Annotated in this window: 17 protein-coding genes; 12 read left to right on the forward strand and 5 right to left on the reverse strand. The window is 62.4% G+C overall.

Going from position 1 to position 23,619, the window contains the following annotated elements; all coding sequences use genetic code 11:
• The first annotated feature begins 83 nt into the window (after nucleotides 1-83).
• Nucleotides 84-428, forward strand: coding sequence for a hypothetical protein (locus AC1DT7_RS13925; protein WP_478036635.1), 345 nt, complete (start codon nucleotides 84-86; stop codon nucleotides 426-428).
• 75 nt (nucleotides 429-503) lie between these two features.
• Complete coding sequence (locus AC1DT7_RS13930) at nucleotides 504-713, forward strand: helix-turn-helix domain-containing protein (RefSeq protein WP_478036636.1); 210 nt, start codon at nucleotides 504-506, stop codon at nucleotides 711-713.
• Between the two features lie 421 nt (nucleotides 714-1,134).
• On the opposite strand, the gene AC1DT7_RS13935 is transcribed toward AC1DT7_RS13930, so the two are convergent.
• The 3 genes from AC1DT7_RS13935 to AC1DT7_RS13945 all read right to left on the reverse strand — a co-directional run bounded on the left by AC1DT7_RS13935 (nucleotide 1,135) and on the right by AC1DT7_RS13945 (nucleotide 3,648).
• On the reverse strand, nucleotides 1,135-2,403 hold the full coding sequence (locus AC1DT7_RS13935; protein ID WP_478036638.1) for a DUF2264 domain-containing protein: 1,269 nt from the start codon (nucleotides 2,401-2,403) through the stop codon (nucleotides 1,135-1,137).
• Between the two features lie 26 nt (nucleotides 2,404-2,429).
• The gene (locus AC1DT7_RS13940) at nucleotides 2,430-3,365 is read right to left on the reverse strand and encodes a DUF4861 family protein (RefSeq protein ID WP_478036639.1); all 936 of its coding nucleotides are present in this window, start codon (nucleotides 3,363-3,365) and stop codon (nucleotides 2,430-2,432) included.
• 82 nt (nucleotides 3,366-3,447) lie between these two features.
• Nucleotides 3,448-3,648, reverse strand: coding sequence for a hypothetical protein (locus tag AC1DT7_RS13945; RefSeq protein ID WP_478036640.1), 201 nt, complete (start codon nucleotides 3,646-3,648; stop codon nucleotides 3,448-3,450).
• 85 nt (nucleotides 3,649-3,733) lie between these two features.
• On the opposite strand from AC1DT7_RS13945, the gene AC1DT7_RS13950 reads away from it, so the two are divergent.
• The 5 genes from AC1DT7_RS13950 to AC1DT7_RS13970 all read left to right on the forward strand — a co-directional run bounded on the left by AC1DT7_RS13950 (nucleotide 3,734) and on the right by AC1DT7_RS13970 (nucleotide 10,513).
• Nucleotides 3,734-4,516 (forward strand): FadR/GntR family transcriptional regulator, encoded by a 783-nt coding sequence (locus AC1DT7_RS13950; RefSeq protein WP_478036641.1) that lies wholly within the window; start codon nucleotides 3,734-3,736, stop codon nucleotides 4,514-4,516.
• A gap of 159 nt (nucleotides 4,517-4,675) precedes the next feature.
• Nucleotides 4,676-5,995: an MFS transporter gene (locus AC1DT7_RS13955; RefSeq protein WP_478036642.1), complete on the forward strand. Its 1,320-nt coding sequence runs from the start codon at nucleotides 4,676-4,678 to the stop codon at nucleotides 5,993-5,995.
• Nucleotides 5,992-7,140 (forward strand): glycoside hydrolase family 88/105 protein, encoded by a 1,149-nt coding sequence (locus AC1DT7_RS13960; protein ID WP_478036643.1) that lies wholly within the window; start codon nucleotides 5,992-5,994, stop codon nucleotides 7,138-7,140. The genes AC1DT7_RS13955 and AC1DT7_RS13960 overlap by 4 nt, the downstream gene beginning before the upstream one ends.
• 17 nt (nucleotides 7,141-7,157) lie before the next feature.
• Nucleotides 7,158-7,994 (forward strand): 5-dehydro-4-deoxy-D-glucuronate isomerase, encoded by an 837-nt coding sequence (gene kduI, locus AC1DT7_RS13965; protein ID WP_478036644.1) that lies wholly within the window; start codon nucleotides 7,158-7,160, stop codon nucleotides 7,992-7,994.
• Nucleotides 7,995-8,248: 254 nt separating this feature from the next.
• The gene (locus AC1DT7_RS13970; RefSeq protein ID WP_478036645.1) at nucleotides 8,249-10,513 is read left to right on the forward strand and encodes a TonB-dependent receptor; all 2,265 of its coding nucleotides are present in this window, start codon (nucleotides 8,249-8,251) and stop codon (nucleotides 10,511-10,513) included.
• Between the two features lie 207 nt (nucleotides 10,514-10,720).
• On the opposite strand, the gene AC1DT7_RS13975 is transcribed toward AC1DT7_RS13970, so the two are convergent.
• Complete coding sequence (locus tag AC1DT7_RS13975) at nucleotides 10,721-13,402, reverse strand: TonB-dependent receptor (protein WP_478036646.1); 2,682 nt, start codon at nucleotides 13,400-13,402, stop codon at nucleotides 10,721-10,723.
• A gap of 436 nt (nucleotides 13,403-13,838) precedes the next feature.
• Nucleotides 13,839-15,278: an alkaline phosphatase family protein gene (locus AC1DT7_RS13980; RefSeq protein WP_478036647.1), complete on the reverse strand. Its 1,440-nt coding sequence runs from the start codon at nucleotides 15,276-15,278 to the stop codon at nucleotides 13,839-13,841.
• A gap of 167 nt (nucleotides 15,279-15,445) precedes the next feature.
• Here AC1DT7_RS13980 and AC1DT7_RS13985 point away from each other — a divergent pair, with 167 nt between their 5' ends.
• The 5 genes from AC1DT7_RS13985 to AC1DT7_RS14005 all read left to right on the forward strand — a co-directional run bounded on the left by AC1DT7_RS13985 (nucleotide 15,446) and on the right by AC1DT7_RS14005 (nucleotide 23,279).
• A complete protein-coding gene (locus AC1DT7_RS13985; RefSeq protein WP_478036648.1) occupies nucleotides 15,446-16,618 on the forward strand; it encodes a hypothetical protein in 1,173 nt (390 codons plus the stop codon).
• A 146-nt stretch (nucleotides 16,619-16,764) separates the two neighbouring features.
• Nucleotides 16,765-17,367, forward strand: coding sequence for an RNA polymerase sigma factor (locus tag AC1DT7_RS13990; protein ID WP_478036649.1), 603 nt, complete (start codon nucleotides 16,765-16,767; stop codon nucleotides 17,365-17,367).
• A complete protein-coding gene (locus AC1DT7_RS13995; RefSeq protein WP_478036650.1) occupies nucleotides 17,336-18,343 on the forward strand; it encodes a FecR family protein in 1,008 nt (335 codons plus the stop codon). The genes AC1DT7_RS13990 and AC1DT7_RS13995 overlap by 32 nt, the downstream gene beginning before the upstream one ends.
• 85 nt (nucleotides 18,344-18,428) lie before the next feature.
• Nucleotides 18,429-21,626 carry a TonB-dependent receptor gene (locus tag AC1DT7_RS14000; RefSeq protein WP_478036651.1) on the forward strand — a complete coding sequence of 1,066 codons (3,198 nt, stop codon included), beginning with the start codon at nucleotides 18,429-18,431 and terminating at the stop codon, nucleotides 21,624-21,626.
• Between the two features lie 33 nt (nucleotides 21,627-21,659).
• The gene (locus AC1DT7_RS14005; RefSeq protein ID WP_478036652.1) at nucleotides 21,660-23,279 is read left to right on the forward strand and encodes an alkaline phosphatase D family protein; all 1,620 of its coding nucleotides are present in this window, start codon (nucleotides 21,660-21,662) and stop codon (nucleotides 23,277-23,279) included.
• Nucleotides 23,280-23,619: the final 340 nt, after the last annotated feature.

The following is a 23,619-nucleotide window of genomic DNA, read 5'->3' on the forward strand; positions in this document are numbered from 1 at the left end:
AGGTCGCGACAATGTCGGACAGGGGTCGCCACTGGCCCCTCCAGGCCCTTGAGGCCGGTCCGACACGCGAGCAGATCGATCAGATGAAAAAGTTCAAGACCCGCCATCAGCTGTTCCTGACAGAGGAGCTCAGCAAACGCCTGGCTCAACGCGCGAGGAATACCGGCAAGCCCAGGTCGGATATCCTGGTCGAGGCGCTCGACGCATTCTTCAACAAGCGCGACGGCGGGGAGAATCTGGAAGCGCTCTCGGTCCGGCTCACCGCGCTCGACCGGAAGAGCGAGGCGCTGCTCCGCAAACAGGGTATTTTCTGGGAAGCGTTCGCGCGTCTGTTGCGACATCACCTGCTGGTGTCTGCGGCGCTACCTGCGCCCGATGCGGCAGCGAAGGCGGCCGCATCGAAGAGCTTCCATAATTTTCATCGATGAGATGGCCGAGCGGCTTGCCGGTAAGGACGCCGGACCATCGGACGATCCGGTTATGGCCAAGCTGAGGAAACTGCATTGAGCAACGATCCAAAAGGGCCTGCGGTCGCACCGATTGCCATACGTATTCCCGAAGCGTGCCGGATGATCGGGATTGGCCGCTCGAAGCTCTATGAACTGATCACGTCTGGTGAAATCGAAACGATCAAGATCGGGGTTAGCCGGCTGGTGCTGGTCGCTAGCCTCTCGAGGTTTGTAGACGAGAAGCGGATTGGATCGAACGGGTAGGACCGCTTCCCCGTTCTCGGCCATCCGGTCGTCCCCAAGCTGATCCAGGAAGCCGAGGTTGTTACGTCGCGACGATAGGCACGATTGGTTTGTGGGCGGACCGGCTGCTTCTAGGGTGACTCTGGTGGACGGCGGAATGGCCGCTTTGGAGCGCCGACAGGTCTCTCGGGCCGTTCGTTCATCACCATCGTAGGGGCTACTGTGCGCCCTAACGCCGCAGTTTACCGCGCGGCTTGAACATCTCGAACGCAGTCGGCCGTTTCAGCGGAGGCTCATTTTAGTCCGGAGCAATCAAGGTTTGTGAAATGCCGTATCTTCTTGGGCCATGCCCGGAGTAATCATCGCTAAATAGCTTGGGCGATACGCTGGTATAGAAGCCTCTCGCCCGAGGAGTCAGACGGCTAAATGTCCGCTGTTCGTGTTAGAAGTCGACATAATAGTCTTTGGGGAAGTCCTGCCCGGCGAACGCTTTCCTGCTCGTCCAGCCTAACGCGGGGCTGCCCCAGTAGCTGTCGCCCGCCACCAGGCCGAGCGGAATCAGGCTTTCGGATGCGATGTACATGCTGCCGGCGTTCGAATACCAGTCGCCGAGCTTCGGCTGGTGGCCAGTGAAGCCGATCGTCAGATAGCCCTTGGCATCGAAGTTGGATGAGAACCCGAATACTGCCCGCTGCGCGGCCATGGTCGCGGCGCGTACTTGCCCTTCCGGGAGTGACGGGGGAAGCTCCTTGCGCCAGGCGAGCAAGCCAAGCGGCTGGAATACCGCGGTTCGATAGGTGAGCGAACGGCCGATCGGCGCGTAGCTGCCATCGGGCGCTATCAGGCGCTCCAGATGCTCGCCATACCGCCGCATGCGCTTGTACGCCTGATCCAGCAAGGCTTTGGCGTCGAGGCTGTTGAATTTGGCGCTGGTGGCGACGAGCACCTCCAATATCTCGACCAGCATCGGATGGATCACATAGGATCCGTAGTGGTCGAAATGGAAATGCGGCCCATCCGAATACCACCCGTCGCCGACATACCATTCGTTGATCTTGCGCACCGCAAGATCGATACGCACTGGATCCCAATCCTCGCCGATCGATAGCAGGAACGCTTCGTTCATCGCGGCGAAGAGCAACCAGTTGGTGTAGGGCGGGGAGAAACGGCGGACGCCCTTGATCTCCTCGATCACGCGCCTCTTCGTGGTCGCGTCGAGCGCTTTCCACAGCTGCGGTGCCCGCATGAAGGCGTTGGTGTAATAAGCGGAATCGACCAGCGCCTGGGGCGCCTCGCGCCACAATAGATAGTCCGGGCTCCCAGGATCGACCGAATGCGCATAGCTGGCCACCGCCTGCTCGCGCAGCGTCGCACGCAGCTTGCCCTCGGGCGACGCGTCGTCGGGTAGTGCGAGCCACGGGGCGATGCCGGCGATCAGGCGGCCAAAGCATTCGAGATAGGCGACCTTGGGGTTGCGACCGTCCCAGGTGGGGCTGAGCTCGGGCTTGAATACCGACTGGAGCTTACCCTGCGACATCGGCGCCAGTACAGGGCTGGCCATCCGGGTCAGCAGATCGAGCATGTAGCGGCGATCGGCGGCACCGTCTGTGGGCGCGGCGGACGATGGGCTCGCTGCCTCCGCGGGCTTCGCGGACACGGCAGCGAGCGTACCGGCGCCGAGGGCCGAGGCGAGGAAAGTGCGTCGTTCCATGATCCGGATTCCGTGTTTGAAGTGGTTCAGCGCGTCTTCGGCACGGCGAAATCGACCGGCTCGGCAGCGGCCGCCCGATCCCAGTCGGCGCGGTTCCGGAAGCCGTCCTGGCCCAGGCTCCATGCCGAGCCGGAATAATAGACGAACGGCTTGCCGGGCGTTGCCTTCAGCAAGACGAGGTAATTATCGGCGTCGTTCCTGATCTCTGCGATGGTCGCCGGATCGACACGCAGCGCGATCATCATCCGGCCGTGATGGGGGTCGTCCGGCCCCCACCACGACAGCAGGCCCCTGGCGCGGTCGACGGTGAGGTCACCGCCATCGCCGGTGGTGCGCTTGCCGATGCCGATGCCGACGACTAGCGCACCCGCTTTGTCCGAGCGCAGCGTTGAAACCATGCGCGTGAAGTGCGTGCCGAGCGGCAAGGTGAAGCGCCGAGTCTCCCAGACCTTCCGGGTGACATCGATCGGCCAGGGTGCATAATCGACCTCGAAATCGGCTACATCGGGACCGTTCTTGAGGATCCGGTAGCTGCGATAATTGCGCGACGTCCAGAGCTTGTTGTCCAGCCAGATGCCCAGCCCGCCGGCGCCGCGGCCGGTTCCGACATTGTAGAAGTCCAGGCCTTCGCCGTGATACTGGTGCTGGTCGCCCGAGCGGAGCTGGCGATCGGTAAAGGGCCAGGCAACGTTCTTGCCCCAGCTATCGATGCCCGATCCCGAGGGCGGCTCGGCAGCTTCCAGCGCATGGCCATAGATGCGATGCGCGGTCTTGTCGTTTTCCCAGAGCAGATCGTCATAGCGATAGTCCGCGAGCAACACCGTCGCGCGCCGCGTCTTGTCCGGCGCCGGCGGCAGCGGTTTCTCGGCCGGCGGCAATTGCGCCGTGCCGGGCACATCCTGTGCCATGGCGGACCCGGCAAGCAGGGCCGCGGCGGCGATCAGGGCGAGGTGATGGTTCATTGCAAGGCTCCGGCGTTGGCTGGTTTGGCGAGCACGGCGTAGGTTTCGTTTCCGGCAAAGGAGGTCAGGCGAAACCGATGGGTCATCGCCCTGATGCGGTCTCGAACGGAAAGGCGGTGGTGCGCGCCGGCTCCTTATCGCGCGCGAAGATCGACGGATTCTCCCAGTCGGGGTGCCCTGCGGAAATCTGAGGCTGGATTGGCGGCGCGGGAGCATTTTGGCCAGCCAGCCCAAACGCCGTGGTCGCGAGCAGGGAGGCGGCAAACAGCCGAAGCGGGCGCATTGTCTTTTTCCTCCCCCGGTTCGTTTCGCCGGATCGACTGGCTTGGCCATTGCTGATAGAGCTGGCTTACAATTTGGAGATTCGTATGACAAGTCGGGTCATCGGAGCCCGTTTAGTGGAGGGGGACGTCATCGGCGAAGATACGGCACGCACATCGTCGCTCACCGACGATGTATTCGCGAAACTCGAAGCGCAGATTCGCTCAGGTGGGCTCGCGCCGGGCTCGCGCCTGCCTACCCAGAAGGAAATCGCCCTTTCCGAGAATGTGAGCCGCACAGTGGTGCGTGAGGCCGTGGCCCGGCTCAGCGCGCAGGGTCTTACGGTGTCGCGCCAGGGTTCGGGCGTGTTCGTCGCCGATACCGCAGAATATCGTGCCTTCCAGATTACCAGGGACGAGCTCAACGAGCTGGCCGATGTGATCAAGCTGCTCGAGATGCGGCTTGCGGTGGAAACCGAAATGGCGGGCCTTGCCGCTGCCCGGCGCACGACCGCGGACATCGGCGCGATCCAGGAAGCGCTGCATCAGATGAACGAGCAGAGTGGCGACCCGATTGCTGCGGCCAAGGCCGATTCGGCATTCCATCTCGCCATCGCCCGCGCGACGCAGAATGATTATTATGTACGGCTGGTCGATTTCCTCGGTCTGCGGCTGGTACCGCCGCGCAATCTTTATCTGCGCGACCAACCCGACGAGGCGCATGAAGCCTATGTTGTAAAGGTGCGTGGCGAACATGACGCGATTGTCGATGCGATCGTGCGCATGGATCCGCAGCGGGCACGCGAAGCGGCGCGCCACCATATGCAAGAGAGCCTCAGCCGCCATTCGATGCTGAGTGCCAGTGCGCGGGTTCGCGACCGGTCGACCTGATCGATGCCGTTCGCGGGTCATGCGTTGACGGCAAACGTCATGGTTGTATGATAACTTCATAAGCGGACGGCAGGTTGGTAGCGGAGGGATTATGCAACGGGCAAAAGCCGTGCCGGGTCCGGCACGCGCATCCAGCTGCGGTTTCCCGCGGGGCGCGGCATGAACGGCGAGGGTGAGGCAATCGTTGCCGGCGCCGCGCGGCGGGCTCGTGGTTATCGTTGGGTGATTTGCGGCCTGCTCTTCGCGGCGACGGCGATCAACTACATCGATCGCCAGATGATCGGCGTGCTCAAGCCGCTGCTTCAGGCCGATCTCGGCTGGAGCGAAGGGCAATATGCCGACATCGTCTTCTGGTTCCAGGCGGCCTATGCGCTCGGCTATATCGGTATGGGCCGGTTCATGGACTTCGCCGGCGCACGCTTTGGCTATGCCGCCGCCTTCGCCTTCTGGACGCTGGCCCATGTCGCGCACGGGCTGGTCCATAGCGTTGCCCAGTTCGCCATGGTTCGCTTCGCGCTTGGCCTGGGCGAATCCGGCAATTTCCCAGCCGGGCTCAAGGCAGTGGCCGAATGGTTTCCCCAGCGCGAGCGCGCACTGGCGATCGGCATCTTCAACGCCGGCGCCAATGTCGGCGCGATCGTCACGCCGCTGCTTATCCCCGCTGTGGCGCTGGCGTATGGCTGGCGTTTCGCCTTCGTGGCGACGGGGCTGCTCAGCATTGCCTGGCTGATCGCCTGGATCGCGATCTACCGCGCACCGGAAAAACATGACCGGGTCAGCGCCGAGGAACTCGCGCTGATCCGTAGCGATCCCGAACCGTCTGTCGAACGCCTGCCGTGGCGCCGGCTGTTCGCAGTGCGCGAAACCTGGGCCTATGCAGTGCCGAAATTCCTGACCGACCCGATCTGGTGGATGTTCCTGTTCTGGCTGCCCGACTTTCTCGGCCGGCGCTACGGGCTCGATCTCAGGAGCTTCGGCCCGCCGCTGGTCGTGATCTATGTCCTGTCGGACGCGGGTAGCGTGATCGGAGGCTGGGCCTCGTCGCGGATGATCAAGGCCGGCCTGACGCCGAACCGCGCGCGCAAGTTCACCATGCTTGCCTGCGCGGTGGCGGTGTTGCCCATCGTCACCGTGCAATATGTCGATTCGCTCTGGATCGCGGTGTTGCTGATCGGGCTGGCGACGGCCGGGCACCAGGCTTTTTCCGCCAATTTGCTGACCTTGCCTTCCGATATCTTCCCGCGCGCGGCGGTCGGGTCGGTGGTGGGCATCGGCGGCACGGCAGGTGCGATCGGCGGCATGCTGATCGCCAAGTTCATCGGCTATGTGCTCGACGTCTCGGGTAGCTACGCGCTGGTCTTCGCCGTTGCGGGCGGCGCCTATTTCGTTGCGCTCGCCGCACTCCATCTGCTCAGCCCAAGGCTGCTTCCCGTCAACCCCGGCGCCATCCAGCACCCGGCAATCGAGGGCCATCCATGATCCTGCGTCCGCTCGCCGCGTTTGTGCTCACCCAACTCCTGGTCGCGCCTGCTTTTGGTCAAGCTTCTCCCTGGGCCGTTCAACCCGCGGCACGGGAGGCGATCGAAACCGCGACCAAACTCGCCAACTGGCAGCTCGCCCGAATGGCGGATGCGACGCACGTGTCGCGCATCACCACCGAGACGCGCAGTCCGCGCGCCTGGGAACAGGCGGTGTTCTGGATCGGCATGACGGCGCTGGCTGACGCCGGAAAGCGGCCCGAAATCCGTCAGGCGATCCTCGATATGGGCCGGGCCAATCAATGGCTGCCGGCACGCCGACCCTTCCACGCCGACGATCTGGTCATCACCCAATCCTATCTGTGGGCAGCGCAACACGGCGCGGGAGCGACGGCGCTCGCGCCTACGCGTAAGACCTTCGACTATATCGTCACACATAAACCCCGGGTGACTCTGGCGTTCTACCAGCCGCCCTCGGGCTATGACGACACCGAATGCCTGACGCGCTGGTGCTGGTGCGACGCGCTCTTCATGGCCCCGCCGGCGATGATCGAACTTTCCAGCCAGACCGGCGACCGCCGTTTCCGCGACTATGCGATGCAGGAATATTGGGCGACAACCGACTTCCTGTTCGATCCCGCCGAGCACCTCTTCTACCGCGACAGCCGCTTCTTCGGACGCCGCGACGACAAGAACCGCAAGCAGTTCTGGAGCCGCGGGAATGGCTGGGTATTCGCCAGCATGCCGCGCATCATCCCGATGCTGGCGCCGGGCAGCGCCGATCGTATCCGGATGGAGAAGCTTTTCCGCGAAATGGCGGCGAAGCTGAAAACGCTCCAGAAGGCCGATGGTTATTGGTCGCCCTCGCTGCTGGCGCCCGAGGATTCGCCGCCCGAATCCAGCGGTACCGGCTTCTACACCTACGGCATGGCATGGGGAATCAAGGCGGGGCTGCTCGACCGCCGCGAATATGAACCAGTGGTTCGTCGCGGCTGGACAGCGCTGACGCGCGCGATTCAACCGGACGGGCGTCTCGGCTGGGTTCAGCAGGTAAGCGACCAGCCAGAGCGCGTCGAAGCGAGCGACACCCAATATTACGGCGTCGGCGCCTTTCTGCTGGCGGCCACGGCCGTCGCCGCGCTCTGACATCGCTGGAGAATTCGGTGTTCCAAAAGACCTATTATGCCACCCATCCGGACATGATGGCGTGTGCCAGCAATGAAGATCTGCGTGACCGATATCTCGTAACCGACCTGTTCCGCCCGGGTGAAATCATTCTCAACTATTCGCACGGCGAGCGCTTCATCATCGGTGGCGCCGTGCCCGCGGGTGGTCCGCTTGGGCTGCCGGTACGGTCCGAGCCCCCAAGCGACGCCGGGCGCCCACTGCTCGAGCGGCGGGAGATGAGCGTGGTCAATATCGGCTCGAGCATGGGCACGGTGACCGTGGACGGGCAGGCGTTTGACCTGGCACGGCGCGAAGCGCTCTATATCCCGATGAACGCCGCCGATGTGACCTTTGCCGGTGATGGTGCACGCTTCTACTTGCTAAGCGTCCCCGCGCACCGCGCGCTCACGCTGCACAAGCTCGCGATTTCGGATGTGGTGCCGATGGAGCGCGGCAGCCTGGAGAGGGCGAACGAGCGCAGCATCTACCAGCTGATCTTGCCGCATACCTGCGCCAGCGCTTCGCTGTGCCTGGGCATGACGATCCTCAAGCCTGGCAGCGTTTGGAACACCATGCCGCCGCACGTCCATGAGCGGCGCTCGGAAATCTATCTCTATTTCGATTTGCCGGAGGACGACCGGGTCTTCCACTATATGGGAAAGCCTGACGCGCTGCGGCATATCGTCATGGCGAATGAGGAGGTCGTGATCTCGCCGCCCTGGTCGGTTCATATGGGCGCCGGGACCCGCGCTTACAGTTTCATCTGGGCGATGGCTGGAGAGAATCTCGATTATAACGACATGAACGTGGTGGACATCTGTCAGCTCAGCTGACGGACCGCAGATTACCATTTGTGCTATAACATTGAGCTTTTACGGTTCGTCAGTTAGCATCTTTCTCCCGAGTGGATGTCAGCCGCGAGCAGGGAAAGGTGTGTTCAGCGAGCGATATGCGACTAAAACGTCGCGATACCCGGATATCCAGGTTCTAAGTTATCATACAACTATTGCATCGCGCGGCCTTGCGAGCTACAGCGCTGGACGAAGTCAAAAGACTCGACATTCATCGCGGGAGGGGACGGGAACCCATGAGATTGCTGAACACCACGGCAGTGGCGCGCGTGCTGCTAGCGACCAGTCTCGTATTCACGGGCGGGGGCCAGGCTCTTGCGCAGGACGGGCCTTCCGGACAGGCTGGGGCTTCCACAGTCGGCCAAGGCCCGACCGCCAGCGACGATATCGTGGTCACCGCGCAGAAGCGCGAGGAGCGAGTCCAGGACATCCCCCTCGCAGTGCAGGTCATCAGCGGCCAGACGCTGGAGGCGCAGGGAATCCGGGAATTCTCGGAACTGACCCGCGCGGCGCCGTCGCTGCTCGTCCGTTCGGCCGAACATCCAGTGAATGCATCGGTGTCGATCCGTGGTATCGGCACCTTTGCCTTCTCGCCCAGCGTCGAACCGAGCGTTGCGGTACAGATCGACGACGTGCCGGTACAGTTTCTTGCGCGTGCATTCGCCGACCTTTCGGACATCGAACGAATCGAGGTTCTCCGCGGGCCGCAGAGCACGCTCTACGGCCGCGCCGCGTCGGCCGGGCTCCTCAACATCGTGACGCAGGGACCGACGTCCGAGCTTCACGGCCGGCTCAGCGGGTTGGTCACTACGGATAGCGAATACGGAATCAACGGTTCCTTGTCGGGACCCATTTCGCCGACGCTGGGCTTCCGCGTCAGCGCGAACTACGACAATTTCAAGGGCAATGTCCGCAACCTGTTCAACGGGGAGAAGGTCAACGGGCGCGAGATTCTCTCGTTACGTGGCAAGCTTGTGTGGGACCCGACCGATACGCTGAGCTTCACTGCGCAGGTCGGCTATATCGACGGCCACACCACGATCGGGCGCCCGTTCATTCGCGTCTCTCGGGCGGCCCGGCTGCGCGGCAACGCTGCCTATGGTCCTTCGGTATTCGCCCCCGGCGTGACGTTCGGTGAGGACAATACCGACGTGGTCAACAACGTCACGTCGGGCACCGACTATACCGACTTCAGCCAGTCGCTACGCGGATCCCTCGACCTCGGGTTCGCCTCGCTCGTGTCGATCACGGCCTGGGACCATTTCAAGCAGTACGATATTCTCGACCAGGATGAATCCGCGATCGCTGCTCTCGACAACACCCAGGCCGGCACCTTCAATGTGCATTCCTTCTCACAGGAGCTGCGACTGGTGTCGCCGGGCGCTCAGCCGTTCCGCTATACCTTCGGCCTGTTCTATTCCGACCTTGATGTGACGCGCGACTTCGTACGCGGTCCCTTCTTCTCGGTCGCGAACTGGTACGCCACCAACGGCAACAAGCAGTACGCCGCTTTCGGGCAGCTCGAGTACGACATCATCAACGGAACCACGCTCATCGGCGGCGCGCGCGTGGGCCGCAACAAAATCTATGTGACCTTCCAGGACCGAACCGGTGCTCGACCCTATTTCGAGGGCAACGACCCGGAAACCTATGAAACCTACAAGCTCGGCATCCAGCAGAAGCTCGCACCCGACATCATGGCCTTCTTCACCTATGCCACGGGTCACAAAGGCGAAGCCTATGATGTGGGGACCGGGTTCAACGCGACGCGCTTGGTTCCGGTCCGTCCCGAAACATCCAAGGACTGGCAACTCGGCATCAAGACGCAGTTCGCCGACCGCCGGGTGACGCTGAACGCGACGCTGTTCAACACGACCTTCAACGATTTTCAGGCACAAGGCATCGAGACGCTTTCGGACGGCACGAGCAATTTCCGTCTGGCGAACGTCGGCAAGCTGCGCACACGCGGCGTCGAGATCGAGGGCTCGGTACGCGTGCGCGACGATCTGAATTTCTCGGGCGGCGTCACCTATACCGATGCCAAAATCCTCTCCTTTCCCTTCGGGCAATGCTATCCGGGGCAGTCCCTCGCCCAGGGTTGTGTCGGCACCCCGGCTCGACAGAATCTCGCGGGTTTCCGCCCCGCACAAGCGCCGGAATGGAAGCTCTCGCTCAGCGGTGACTATACGCCGGCACTCACCTCCTCGCTGGACGGCGTCGTGCAGGCTGCCTTCAATTATCAGAGCAAGTTCAACTTCGGAATCAACAACGATCCCGAGACGATTCAGAAGGGCTATGGCATCCTGAATCTGTCGCTTGGCGTGCGCGACCATGACAAAAAATGGGAGGTCGTGGCTTTCCTGAACAATGCCTTCGACAAGCAGTACTTCTTCAATGTGAACAACTCGTATGGGAACCAGGGCAATGCCCAGGCCATCCAGAGTAATCTGCCACGCGATTTCCGGCGCTATGGCGGGGTTCGCGCATCGCTTAATTTCTGAGAATTCTCGCTGCTGGACGGTCGCGCCCGAGATGGCGCGACTGCTGGGCATCACCAACAAGCAAGTTCGGATCAGCGTGCGTGGGCCTGCAGTTGTGCCGCGCCGGTCGCTTTCGACGGATGTCGGAGTTTGGTGGCGAGGTGACATGTTCGCAGCTCGTCATGTCACGACGCGTATTGCATAGGGTTGATCAAATACCCCAACCGGTTAATTCGACAGCACGATATCCAGAAGGAACTTGCGATTGACACTCAGCGTGTAGCGTTCCGAAAAATATCCGTGCATCATGCTCTTGTTGTCACCCAGAATGTTGTCCGCCTCGAGTTTAACGAGCAGATTGCGGCTCAGCGGAAGCCTCAGCGATGCATTGAGCTGACCGCGCGCTTTCAAGACATAGTCCTGATACGGTTGCGCGTTCACCGTGTTGAGGCTCTGGTCAGCCCATTGATAGGCGATACGAGCCTCGCCACCTTTCGGCAGGGAGTAAAACATACTGGCGTTCGCCAGCCAGTTCGGCTGGTACAGGACATTGTCGCGCGACGTTGAAGCCCCCGCGACGATGAAGTCCATCTTTGCCCAGATTCGGCTGGCGTTGAGCGACACGCCAAGGTTGTGGCCGATGCCGCTGGCAAAAAGGTGGTTGTCGATGACCGTGGCCTCGACGCCTTTCAGATTGGAGTGTGACGCATTCAGCGGCTGCGTGACGGTGTAATCAACGCCATCGACCGACTCTGTCGAGGCAAGGGAGAAGATGTCGTTCTTGATCTGCTTGTAGAAGCCGGCAAGCGAGATGATACCGTCACCTCCGCGGAAATAGCGATCCAGCGATAGATCAACATTGGTCGATTTGCGCGGTTGCAGGTTCGGATTGCCGCGCGTGATGGTCAGCGACTGGTTGTTGCGAATTTCCGCCGTGGCAATGTCGCTGAAGGCTGGACGGCCCAGCGTCTGGCTAAAGGCGGCGCGAAGCTGCCAGGCACCGCCGGCAAAGGATTGCGTCGCCGTAACGTACGGTAACAGGTGAGAATAGCCGCCGTCATAGCGCTTGAGCGCGCCCGCATAGGTGCCGTTCACCTGCTGTGGTACCAGCGCATCGAAGCTGACCGTGTCGTACCGGATTCCGGCAATGCTGCGGAAACCGCCACGGGCGTACATGCCCGCTAGATAAGCGGCCATTACCGTCTCGTCATAGCGATAGTCGCTGGCGTTCGAGCTGCTCGCACTCGACGCGGCATTGACGGAAAGGGTTGGCTTCACCGTATTCGCAAAGCGCGCATAATCGAGGAAGATGGTCGGGTAGGGCCAGCCGAACGTGCCGGAACTGACCACCGTGCCGATCGCGCCGAGCGCGCTGTTATTGACCGAGTAGGTGGACTGACTGAAGTCGCGCGCGGCGTTGACGCCGCGCCCGTCGAAGCCGGCGGCGAAACCGAACCCAACGCTGTCCGCGCCGTAATTGTGCTTCAGGTCGACGCGGCCTTCATAGTTTTCAAACAGCGACGTGCTGAACGTGTCGGAGGCCGAATACAGCTTGAACTTGCTCGTATCGACCATGTCCGCAGCATTGGAAAAGGAGAAGGTCGGCGTCGGATTTGCCATGTTCCAGGTGACGGTGTCGTTGGTCGGCGAGGAAGCATAGGCGACGCCCAGATCCATGTCGTAGAAGCGGCTCAGGCCATAGCCGCCGCGGACTTCGATCGAGGTGTTGTTGTCCCAGCGTTGCGTAGCCTTGAAGATCGCGCCGCGCGATTCGGTCTTGAACAGGTCGTAATCATAGGCCGGCCGCACCCGACCGATCTTGAAGGTTGCGGTATGCGGGTCGGCATAGGAGACGCCGCTGAAGCTTTCCGCATAAAAGTCGTTGAGGCCCTGATATTCGATCTGCTTGTAGTCATAGGCCGACAGCGAAACGTTCAGTGTGTCGCTGGCGCGATACTCCAGCCCTACATACCCTCCGAACAGGCGGCGCGTCTTGGTGTAGTCCATCGGCCGGATCAGTGTCGGCATCGGATCGAAGCCATTCCAGTTGGACAGGTCCGCCTTCGCCGTCGCACCGGTCGCGGTGTAATAGGTGCGGCCATTGGCATTGGGCTTCGAGGCCTCCCAGCTTTCCTGATTATACACGCCCGACACCACCAGGCCGAACTGGTCGTGCGCGCCGAACTTGCGGACGTAGAGGCCCTTGATCCCACCGCCGAACGGCGTGTCGAGATGTCCGCCCATGGCGTTGGACGCCGGGAAGCTGCTGGTGCTCGGCTGATACTGGCCGCTGACGTCGATCACCCAATGGTCGCGCCCTGTGAAGGCGCTGTAGGGAACGATGTTGGTGACGCCGCCAATCGCGCCAGCGTCCAGATCGGGCGTGAAGCTCTTGGCGACCTCCGTCATCTGCGCGACCTGCGTCGGGATGAGCGCGAGATCGACGCGCCGCGTGCCGTCACCGTTATTGGAGGCGGAATACATCGCCAGGCCGTCGAAGGAAACGAAGTTGAGATCGGGCGAGATGCCGCGCACCGACACATATTTGGCCGACTGCTCGCCATAGAGCGTTTCCATCGTGCTGATACCGGGCAGTCGGACCAGCGCATCCGCAACGGTCTCGTCGGCGAGGTCGCCGGTATCGTCCTGCGAGATCGAATCCACCACGCCCAATGACCGCCGCTTGACAGCGATAGTCTGTTCGTTGCGTTGCGCGCTGCCCGTGACGACGATGTCCTGGTCCGAACCGTCCATCCCGGCTGGCGCCGCGTCGGGCGTGTTCGTGGCGACCGCGGCGCCGCCATCGCGGTCCGGTCGGGCTGCCGGGAGCGTTTCCGCCCAGGACGGTGCGGACAGAGCGAACGCGACAACGACGGCTGTGCTCGACAGCAGGAAACAGCGCTGAAACATGATGGAACCCCCAGATACGGGCTCACTTGCCGCCCGCTTGGCGGTTGAGAGCCTCGGCGCGACAGGTTCCGCCATTCGCCGGCCAGATTTTTCTTCGGGCCCTGCGTGTGACCGGTCATGTCGGGCAGTGTTCGCGCTCAGGATCATGTCGACGGGCGTCTGTGTCTTGGCCGCGCGGCCCGCCAAGGTCGTCATGCGGTATCTAACCCCGGATTTTTCGATCGCCGCCGCGAGTTGCGCTCACAATTCTTGTCGATATCCGAGCCGATGACGGAAGGTGCTTCTTCGCGGCCTGCCCGCGATGTTCCATGGCAACCCGTGCAACGCTCGGCGTAGAGCGCCCTGTCTGCCACAGGAGCCGCGCGCACCGCCGGCCCCAGATTGCGATGGCGGTGAGGATGGAGGTCACGCCCGCACGCGCGAGCCGCGCCACAATTCAAACTCGCTTGCGGCTACCCTTCTCCTGCGCCGGCCGCTGCTGATCGCCACCTGGCATCGCTGGCGCCTGCAGCGTCGCGACGTTGCGGTTGGCCAGCTGCAGCATCGCGCTTGTTTCCGGCAAGACCGGCGCGCGCGATGGTGCATGAGCAAAGCGAAACGCTGCGGTAAGGTCGCCGAACGCCGCGCGCCGCCACGGCGTTATGTTGGGTTCGATCACGCGCGTCACCTGCTCGAGGAATTGCAACACAGAAGTATGATCGAAAGGCTGGCTGCAGACCCAGCCGCCCACCGTCCAGGGCGAGATGATGATACAGGGCACGCGGAAGCCGCCACCGATTGGCAGGCCGTCGATGAATTCGCCGGCCGTTCCTTTCGGCGGAACCGGCGGCGGGACGTGGTCGAACAAGCCGTCATTCTCGTCATAGTTGAGGATGAAGGCGGTCTTGGCCCAGACCTCCGGATTGGCGGCAAGTTCGCTAAGGCGGCGGCTGATGAAATCCGCGCCCGCGGCGGGCAAATGGTCGGGATGCTCGTTCGCCGCGGCGCTCGGCATCATCCAGGAAACGGTCGGCAGGCGGTCGGCCAGGACGTCGGCAGCGAAGCGGCCTTCGTCTGCCTCGGGCATGCCGCGCTCCAGCAGCGGCGATCCGGGCGGCGCGTCGCGGAACTGCGCAAAGTATTTGAACATGTTGTGCGGCCGGCCGGGCTCGCCATATTGATAAATGCGCCAGTCGACGCCCGCTGCCTGCAGCCGCTCTGCATAGGTAGTCCAGCGGAAGCCGCCGGGCGGCATCTTGTTGACGGTGACCGGTCCGCCCGCTTCGCCAGCGGGATCGATGCTTGCTGACAGCCAGTAGAGGCGGTTGGGCCAGGTCGGGCCCATGACCGAACTGTGATAGGCGTCGCAAATCGTGAACGCCTCTGCCAGCGCGAAGTGGAAGGGCAGATCCGCGCGCTTGAAATAGCCCATCGTATACGGGCCATTTGCGCCATCGGCGGCACGGTGCGCTGGCAGCCACGCATCCATACTTCCGCCGTTCCAGGCGTGATGCTGCACCGACCAGGCGTGGCTGGTGGACGGCATCTTCTGCGCATTGGTGGCGAGGCTGTCGAGATGGAAGGGCAGGGTATAGCCGTCCGCATTTTCGCCATCGGGCTGATGAAACACGCTTTTCCCGTGTGCCAGTGTCATTGCGTGTGGATCGTCGAAGCCGCGCACGCCCGACAGCGTCCCGAAATAATGATCGAACGAGCGATTCTCCTGCATCAGCATCACGACATGCTTGACGTCCTTGATCGAACCAGCGCGGTTCGGCGTTTGAGCCATCAGTTTCTGGACATTGAGTGGCATCAGGCTGGTTGCGGCAGCGAGCGAGGCGAGCTGGGCCGCGCCGGTGAAAAGGCGCCGCCGGGTAGGATCGGGAGCATCGGACATGTGTGTCGCCTCGCTGGTCGCACGTGACGACGGGGGAGTCCCCTTGAGGTCCGACAAGGCGGTTTCCGCCACTCGCTTCAAAAAAATTTCGGCGCGGCATTTGTCACCATATGGTCATCCGGCCGACCTAACCGCCACGCTTTCGAAAGGTCGAAAGGATGGCGTTCGTGTTCGGTACTCACGGCAAAAGGGCTTTTTCGACCGCTCTGCTGCTGGCGGGGGTGCTGCAATGGCCTGCGGTGCCCGTCGCTGCCGCGCCGCCGCGCCGGTTGCCGCTCACCCAGAATGGCGGCAGCTGGGACGCTGGGCATGTCCAGGGCATCGCGATCGATCTGCGCGGCGGGTATATCTATTATTCCTTCACCACGCTGCTCGCGAAGTATGATTTCAGCGGCAGGCTGATCGGCACGTTGGTCGGCTGGACCGGCCATCTCGGCGATCTCGACTTCAATTCGGCCGACGGAAAAGTATACGGGTCGCTGGAGTATAAGAAGGACGGAGCGTTCTACGCGGCGATCATCGACGTTCGCCGCATCGACCGGGTCGGCATCGATGCCGCCAAGGGCGACCTGTTCCGCACCGTCTATTTGCCCGAAGTGGTCAAGGATTACAGTGCCGACATCAACGGCGACGGCGTGTTCGACGGCGATGACGGAAAGTATCGCGGCGATGTCGTCGCGTCGCCTGATCACCGCTACGATTGCTCGGGCATCGATGGCGTGGCGTTCGGTCCGGCGTTCGGCAAGAGCGACGGCAAATTCTATCTGACGATCGCGTACGGCATCTACGGCAACACCACACGCAACGACAACGACCATCAGGTCCTGCTGCAATATGATATTGCCGACTGGAGCCGCTACGCCGGCCCGCTCAGCGAAGCGGCACCGCATCATCATGGCCCGGTGGCCGTGCAGGGCAAATATTTCGTCCGGACCGGCAACACGTCCTACGGCGTTCAGAATTTGTCCTATGACGCGACCCTGCGCCGCTGGTTCCTCGGCGTCTATCAAGGCCAGAAGCCTTCCTTCCCCAATTTTCGGCTGTTTGCGATCGATGCGCGCGACACGCCTCGGGCGGGACCGCTCCTGGGCGTGCGTCTGCGCGACGGGGGATGGGAACAGGGGATGACGCTGACCCTGGCGGATGATGGGCTGCGCGATGCGGCGACGGGAATCCGCGGATGGAACGAGGAAGCCGATGTCGGCTTCCAGCCGGTCGGCGACGGACTCTTCTACATTTCCGCAAGAGCCGGCGGCAAAGGAAAACAGTCGTCGAACCTCACGCTGATGCGCTGGACGGGCAATCCGCAAGAGCCGTTCATGCCGGTGACGAAGCCGTGAATTCGCGGTGTAGGGTAACTGTAATGCGAAAGAACACTCGCCGTAACAATTAGCGCCTAGGCGCTCGGCGACTTGGTCGTGCCTCGCTCCCGCGAGAACGTGCCCGCGACCGAGCGGATTTTCATTGAAGGCGTCAGGGGCAGTCAATGCGCACGATCGACCCAAACCGGACGCGGTGGTTCCTCCGCAATGTCCTGCCGCACGAACCGGCGTTGCGCAGTTGGCTCGGCCGGGGCCAGCCCGTGGGGCTCGAGGTCGATGATATCATTCAGGAAGCTTATGCCGTGCTGGCCGATCTCGAATCGGTCGAGGATATCCGTTACCCGCGCGCCTACCTCTTCCAGGTCGCGCGATCGGTCATTACCAGGCACGTCCGGCGCGCGCGCGTCGTCCCGATCCATTCGGTCGAGGAGTTTCCGCATCTCGACCATCCCGACGACTGCCCGTCCCCTGAGCAGGTCGTGATCGACCGGGATCAGCTCGGCCGGCTCGCCAAGGCGATCGGCGCGATGCCGACCAAGATGCAGCAAGCGTTCGTGCTACGCCGCGTCGAGGGCCTGTCGCAGCGCGAAATCTCCACGCGCATGGCGATCTCGGAAAATACGGTGGAAAAACATATCTCGCGCGGCCTTCTTTTTTTGAGCGATTGGTTTGGCCATGGCGGAAAAGCTTTGGCAGAAACCTCTAAGGTCCAAGCGTTGGAGAATCCCCGTCTCGATGACCGAGCGAGAAACCAGTCGATCCATTGATGAACGCGCCGCCGATTGGATCGCGCGGCGCGATCGGTCGGCATTATCGACGGTGGAAGCGCAGGACCTGGAAGACTGGCTGAACGGTGATCCCCGCCGGCGCGGCGCGCTATTGCGCGCGGATGCCCTGGCGATGCTGAGCGAGTCTGCTCAGGCGCTGGGGCCGCACTTCGCGCCCGAGCATTTCGCGCCGGCCAAGGCGCCTTCGGTCCCGGTCCCGGCCCCCGCCCTGTCGCGCCGCAAGCTGCTTGCCTGGGCCGGAGGCGGGGCCGCGACTACCGCCCTTGTGGCATTGGGCCTTGGCGCCCCGGCGTTTGGGGCGATCACAACCCGCCGTGGCGAGGTTCGTCTGGTGACCCTCGATGACGGCTCGACCGTCATGCTCAATACCGACACGAGCGTGCGGGTGCGCTACAGCGAAAGCGAGCGCCGCATCACACTGCTCTATGGCGAGGCGTACTTCACGATCGTGCACGACCGCCGGGGACCGCTTCTCGTCGACGTGGCCGAAGTGCAGGTCCGCGCGCTGCCGGGTACAGTGCGGGTTAGGAGCCTCGACGGCAAGCCAATCGATATCCTCGTCAACCAAGGCGACGTCACCGTGCAGGCGGGCACATCTGCGCCGCGCTTGATGAGCGCCAATATGCGCGTCTTGCTGCCTGCAACAGGGGCCGGCGCTATCGAGCCGCAAACGATCCCGTCCGAGTTGATCAGCCGCGAACTCGCCTGGCGCGACGGTAAGGTCGCATTCGAAGGCGAACGTCTTGATCAAGCGGCCGCCGAGTTCGCGCGATACAGTCGCACCCGCATCGTCGTCACCGATCCGGCGCTCGCTGGCGAACCCGTCACCGGGCTGTTCTCGGCGGGAGATCCGATTGGCTTCAGCACGGCGATCGCCGGGATCTTCGATGCGCGGATCGATGTGACCGGCGACGTCGTGACGCTTGCGCCTAAACCGCCCCCAACCAAGAAATAACGACCGGGCGATTGGCGGAACACGCCGCCTGAAGACTCTCAGATCCTGAACGCGCGGCTGTCTTCGCGCGCACATGGGGGTCTATATGTTTGTGCGTCGCTCCGTGCTGTATAGTACAGCCATTGCCGCTGCCTGTCTCGTGTCCGCGCCGGTCCTGGCGCAGAGCCGGATTTTCAATGTCGCCGCGCAGCCTGCGGTGAAGGCGATCCCGGAGTTCGCGCGTCAGGCGCAGATCCAGATCGTCGCGTCGGCGCGTGACCTCGCCGGCGTTCGCACGCCGGCGATCAAAGGCAGTATGACGGCACGGGTCGCGCTCCGCCAGCTGATCGCCAGCACGCCGCTTCAGATCGTCAGCGACGATGGCCAGATCGTAACGCTGCGCTCGAGCCGGCCGACCGACAAGGGGCCGGTGCGCGGTGCCGCCAAGGGCGTCGTGCGCGGCCGCGTGCTCAACGCGACCACGAACCAGTATCTGCAAAATGCCGAGGTTCGGATTCTCGGCACCAGCATCGCTGTCTACACCGACGATGACGGGAGCTTTCGCCTCTCCGGCGTGCCGACCGGCGACGTAACGGTCGTCGTACGATATGCGGGTCTGAAGGATTACGAAGCGGTCGTGAGGGTGCCCTCTGACCGGCCCACCTCGCTGGGGATCAGCATGGTGGCGCAGGGCCCCGCATCCGACACCAGCGACATCACCGTCGTCGGTACGCGATCTGGCCAGGCCGCCGCGCTGATGAAGCGCCGCTCCGCGATGAACGCCGTCACCGCGGTCGATGCGGACAATTTCGGCGCGCTGACGATGGGCGACGTGGGCGAGTTCCTGAAGAGCATGCCTGGCCTGTCGCTCGATTATGTCGAAGTCGATACCAATGCAGTGCGCATCGGCGGACTCGATCCGAAATATTCGATCTTCACCACCGACGGCGCGCGCATGGCGACCGCGACCTCCAACAACAATGCAGGGCGCCAGAATTCGTTCGAGCAGATGTCGATCACCGGCATTTCGCGCATCGAACTCAATAACACGCTGTCCGCCAGCATGGACGCGGACGCGCCGGGCGGCTCGGTCAACCTCGTCAGCAAATATGCGTTCGAGCGAAAGAAGCGGCTGCTGCAGCTGCAGATCGGCGCGATCGGGACGTCGGATTCGCATTTCGACACCGTCTACATGCCGGACGACCGGAAGCATGCGACGATTTTTCCGTCGGCGCAGGCGAGCTATGCCGACGTGTTCTTCGGCGGGCGGCTCGGCGTCGCGATCAGCGGCAGCTATAATGCTAATTACGTCGAGCAGGACCGCGTCCAGACGGACTATTCCTATCTCGCCAACGGGACCGTCATCCCCTATCGGGTGATGTACCGCCCGGGTCCGAAATTCACGCACCGCGAAGCAATCAACGGGGCGATCGATTACAAGATTTCGGACAGGCTCACCGCATCGTTGCGCGGCACCTATTCGTTCTACGACGTCGAATATTACAACCAATATACCTATCTGACCTTCGGCACGACGACGAAGAGTTACGCCACCGCAGATTCGACGCCAACCCACATCGTCGTCGCACCGAGCGGCGCCAACACCAATCTCAGCACGCAATATTCGCATCGCTATGCCGGCACACCGGCGATGATCGTCACGCCAAAGCTCGAATATCAGGACGATCGCTGGGATGTCATATTGCGCGGCGCCTATTCGACGTCCGAATATAATTTTCGCGACGGCAGCCGCGGTTTCTTCCAGCGCGACGACACCAAGCTTTCGGGGATCGGGTTCACGCTAGATCGCACCTCACCGGAATCGACGGCATACACGCTCGCGCAGACTGCCGGCGCGACCTGGAGCAATGCCGCCAACTGGGCGAGCGTCGCAACCAGCGTGCGCAGCGCGGAATCGGATGCCATCGATCATCAGTACGGCGTCAACCTCGACATCAAGCGCAAGTTCGACCTCGGTCGCCTGCGCGCCACGGTGCTGGCCGGCGGGCAGATCCGCACCAATGACTGGCGGACTAATGAAGGCTCATACGACCTGTATAATTATGTTGGCCCGGCAGGATCGACCATTCCCGCGACGCAGAACTACCGGTTCCAGATCCTCGGATTCGATGCGGGCAATTTCAACGCGCAGAACTGGCGTGCCGACAACAATTACGCGACGTATTCGCTGTTTCAGCAGCACCCGGAATATTTCACGCCGGATACCATCGGTAACCTCACGCGCGACTATCAGAACGACCATCGCGTGCGCGAGACGATCAAAGCCGGCTATGTCGAACTTCGAGGACAGCTGGACAAATTCAAGGTCGACCTCGGCCTGCGCTACGAGGGTACGCACGAGGGCGCGCTTGTCGCGCAGATCCGCACCGCCGCGCAGGTCAAGGCCGCCGGCCTTTCCACAACCACCGTCGCCGGCATCAACTATCAATATTATAATGGCGAGCAGCTTTGGAAGACCGGCGATTACGGCGACTGGTTTCTTAGCGGTGGGCTGAAATATGATTTCAGCCGCCATGTCGTCGCGCAATTTGCCTTCAGCCAGGCGGTACTGCGCCCCGACTACGGCAATCTCGGCGGCGCAATTTCGGTCAACGACACCACCCAGATCGTCACCGTTCCCAATCCACTGCTCAAGCCCGAACATTCGACGAAGTATTTTGCCAGCCTGCAATATTATCTCGAACCCTCGGGTATCATCGCGGCGTCGATATATCGCCTCGATGTCAAGGACATGCAGGTTGCGGGCGTCACGATCGATCCAGCGGCGGCGGGCTATAGCGACAGCGATTACAGCGGCTACACTTATGTCAGCACGGTCAATCAGCCCGGGGTCAGCAGCACTACCGGTCTGACATTGGAATATGACCAGCAGCTGGTGTTCCTGCCACGGCCCCTCAAAGGGTTGGGCCTGCGTGGCTCCTTCACGTTGGTCGATCCCGACAGCGTTCGCGTGAATCTGCCGAAATATTCAGCGAACTGGGGCGTACGCTATGGGCTGGGGCCGATCGATTTTCAGTTGACCGGCAACTATCAGTCGTCGGCGCGTACCAGTGCGCTCAGCAACACCGAAACCACTGCCAACAACGGCATCCTCTACCACGCCGCCCGGACGCTGTGGAACGTGAGCGCGACCTACAATCTCTCGAAGGCGGTGTCCCTTCAGGTGGCGGGCCGAAACATCTTCAATGCCCCCGACATCGTCTATTCGAACATCCGTAGCCGCGTGCAACTGTACAGCATTTACGGCTCGATGTGGAACGTGGCGATCAAGGCCCGCTTCTGAATGACCGCAATCACCTCGGCATGAGGAAAATCGATGGTTTGGAAGCCTAATCGCCGCGATCTCCTTGGCAGGAGCGTTGGGCTCGGGGCGCTGTTGCTGGCTCCCGGTCGAGGCGTTGCGCAATCGCTCGATGCGAGCGGATTCACGCACAACGTGGCAAGCGGCGAGCCAGGGTCTGACTCGATGCTGCTCTGGACTCGCTACGTGGCCGCCCCTGGCATCGAGGTTGCTCGCGTCGACGCCGAGATCGCGCTCGATCCTTCGTTTCAGCGGATCGTGGCCGGTGGAAGCATCCGCACCGGCGCCTATCGCGATTGGACGGCGAAGATAACGCTCGATGGCCTCGCACCCGGCACCGCCTATTGGTTTCGCTTCATCGCACCCGACGGAAGCCGGTCGCCGGTGGGACGAACAAAGACGCTCCCCGCGGGCGATGCACCTCGGTTCGGGCTCGCGGTGTTTTCCTGTTCTAATCTGCCCTTAGGCTGGTTCAACGCTTACGGCCACGCAGCCGCGCGTCCCGACCTCGACCTATGGATGCATGTCGGCGACTATTTCTACGAATATGGTCCGATCTCGTATCACGATCCGGTGAGCGGACGGACGCTAGCGCCCGACCACGAGATCCTGTCGATTGCGGATTATCGGTTGCGCTATGCCTGCTATCGTGGCGATCCCGATCTCCAACGCCTGCACCAAGTCGCGCCGATGATAGCGATGTGGGATGATCATGAATCCGCGAACGACAGCTGGGAAGGCGGCGCGCAGAACCACCAGGCGGCGACGGAGGGCGACTGGAATCCGCGGCGCAGTGCCGCGATGCAGGTCTATCGCGAATGGATGCCGGTATCGGACGAGCCGTGGAAAGCCTATCCGCTCGGCACGCTTGCCACCCTCTATCGAACCGAATCACGTCTACTCGCCCGTACCCGGCAGGCAGATATCGCGTCGGCCTACCGCGCTCCGAACCCTGACGCCGCGCTCACCGCCTTTCGCGATGGTGCATGGCAAGATCCGTCCGCGACAATGCTCGGGTCGGCACAGGAAAGCTGGCTTGCGCACGCTTTCCGCGCGAATGCGCGTACCAGCGCCTGGCAGATCCTCGGCATGGGCACGATCGTCGGCCGCACTTTGATGCCGGCCGATGCCGTCAGTTGGCTCCGCCGCGATGCGACCGACAAGATGGTGCGCAATTTCGGCGACAATGTCCGCGCCGCCAGGATCGGCGTCCCGATGTGGATGGACCGGTGGGATGGCTATCCGGCTGCGCGCGCGCGCTTGCTCAAGTCGGCGCAGGACGCGGATGCCGATCTCGTGATCCTCTCTGGCGACAGCCACAATGCCTGGGCCTATTCGCTGGTCGAGGGCGGCAAAGCGGCCGGCGTCGAATTTGCCGGTCCTGGCGTCACGTCGGGCGGTCTGGAAGGCAGCTTCGGCGCGGACCCAAAGATGGTCGCACAAGCGTTTGTCGCCGCAAATCCGGAGCTGCAATGGGCCGATACGAGCCAGCGCGGCTATATGATGATCGACATCACCCCACGGCGCCTAATCGGTGATTGGCATTTCACCAGGACCATCACAGCGCGCGACGTGCTGCTTGCTGGCACGCACCGCATGCACGTCGATCACGGTCGTCGTGCTTTCACAGCGTAGCACCCGGCATACGGTAACATCTCGTCCATCCCGACTGGCGCGATAATCGTCGCCGAGTCGCTGATGAACGAATGTCCGAAGTTGAGGACCTGAAGTGGCGGTCCGAACGTCCGGTTCTGTGAAGGATATCGGGCGCCGGCAGGCGTACGATATCCTCCAAAGCAGGAAGTCGCGTGCCACGGGCGTGAGCTATGGGGTTTTCGGTTTTCGCCCAGGTTTTCGGCTGGCGCACCGTCTGGTGGGACGACGATCGGCGGTTTGAAACGTGGCCGTCGCGGGGGAGGTGCAGCGTAGATGTTGCCCGGGATCGTGGCTTGAGGTGGTCGCTGGAGCGATGGGC

The organism is Sphingomonas sp. P3_C6, from assembly GCF_056402595.1.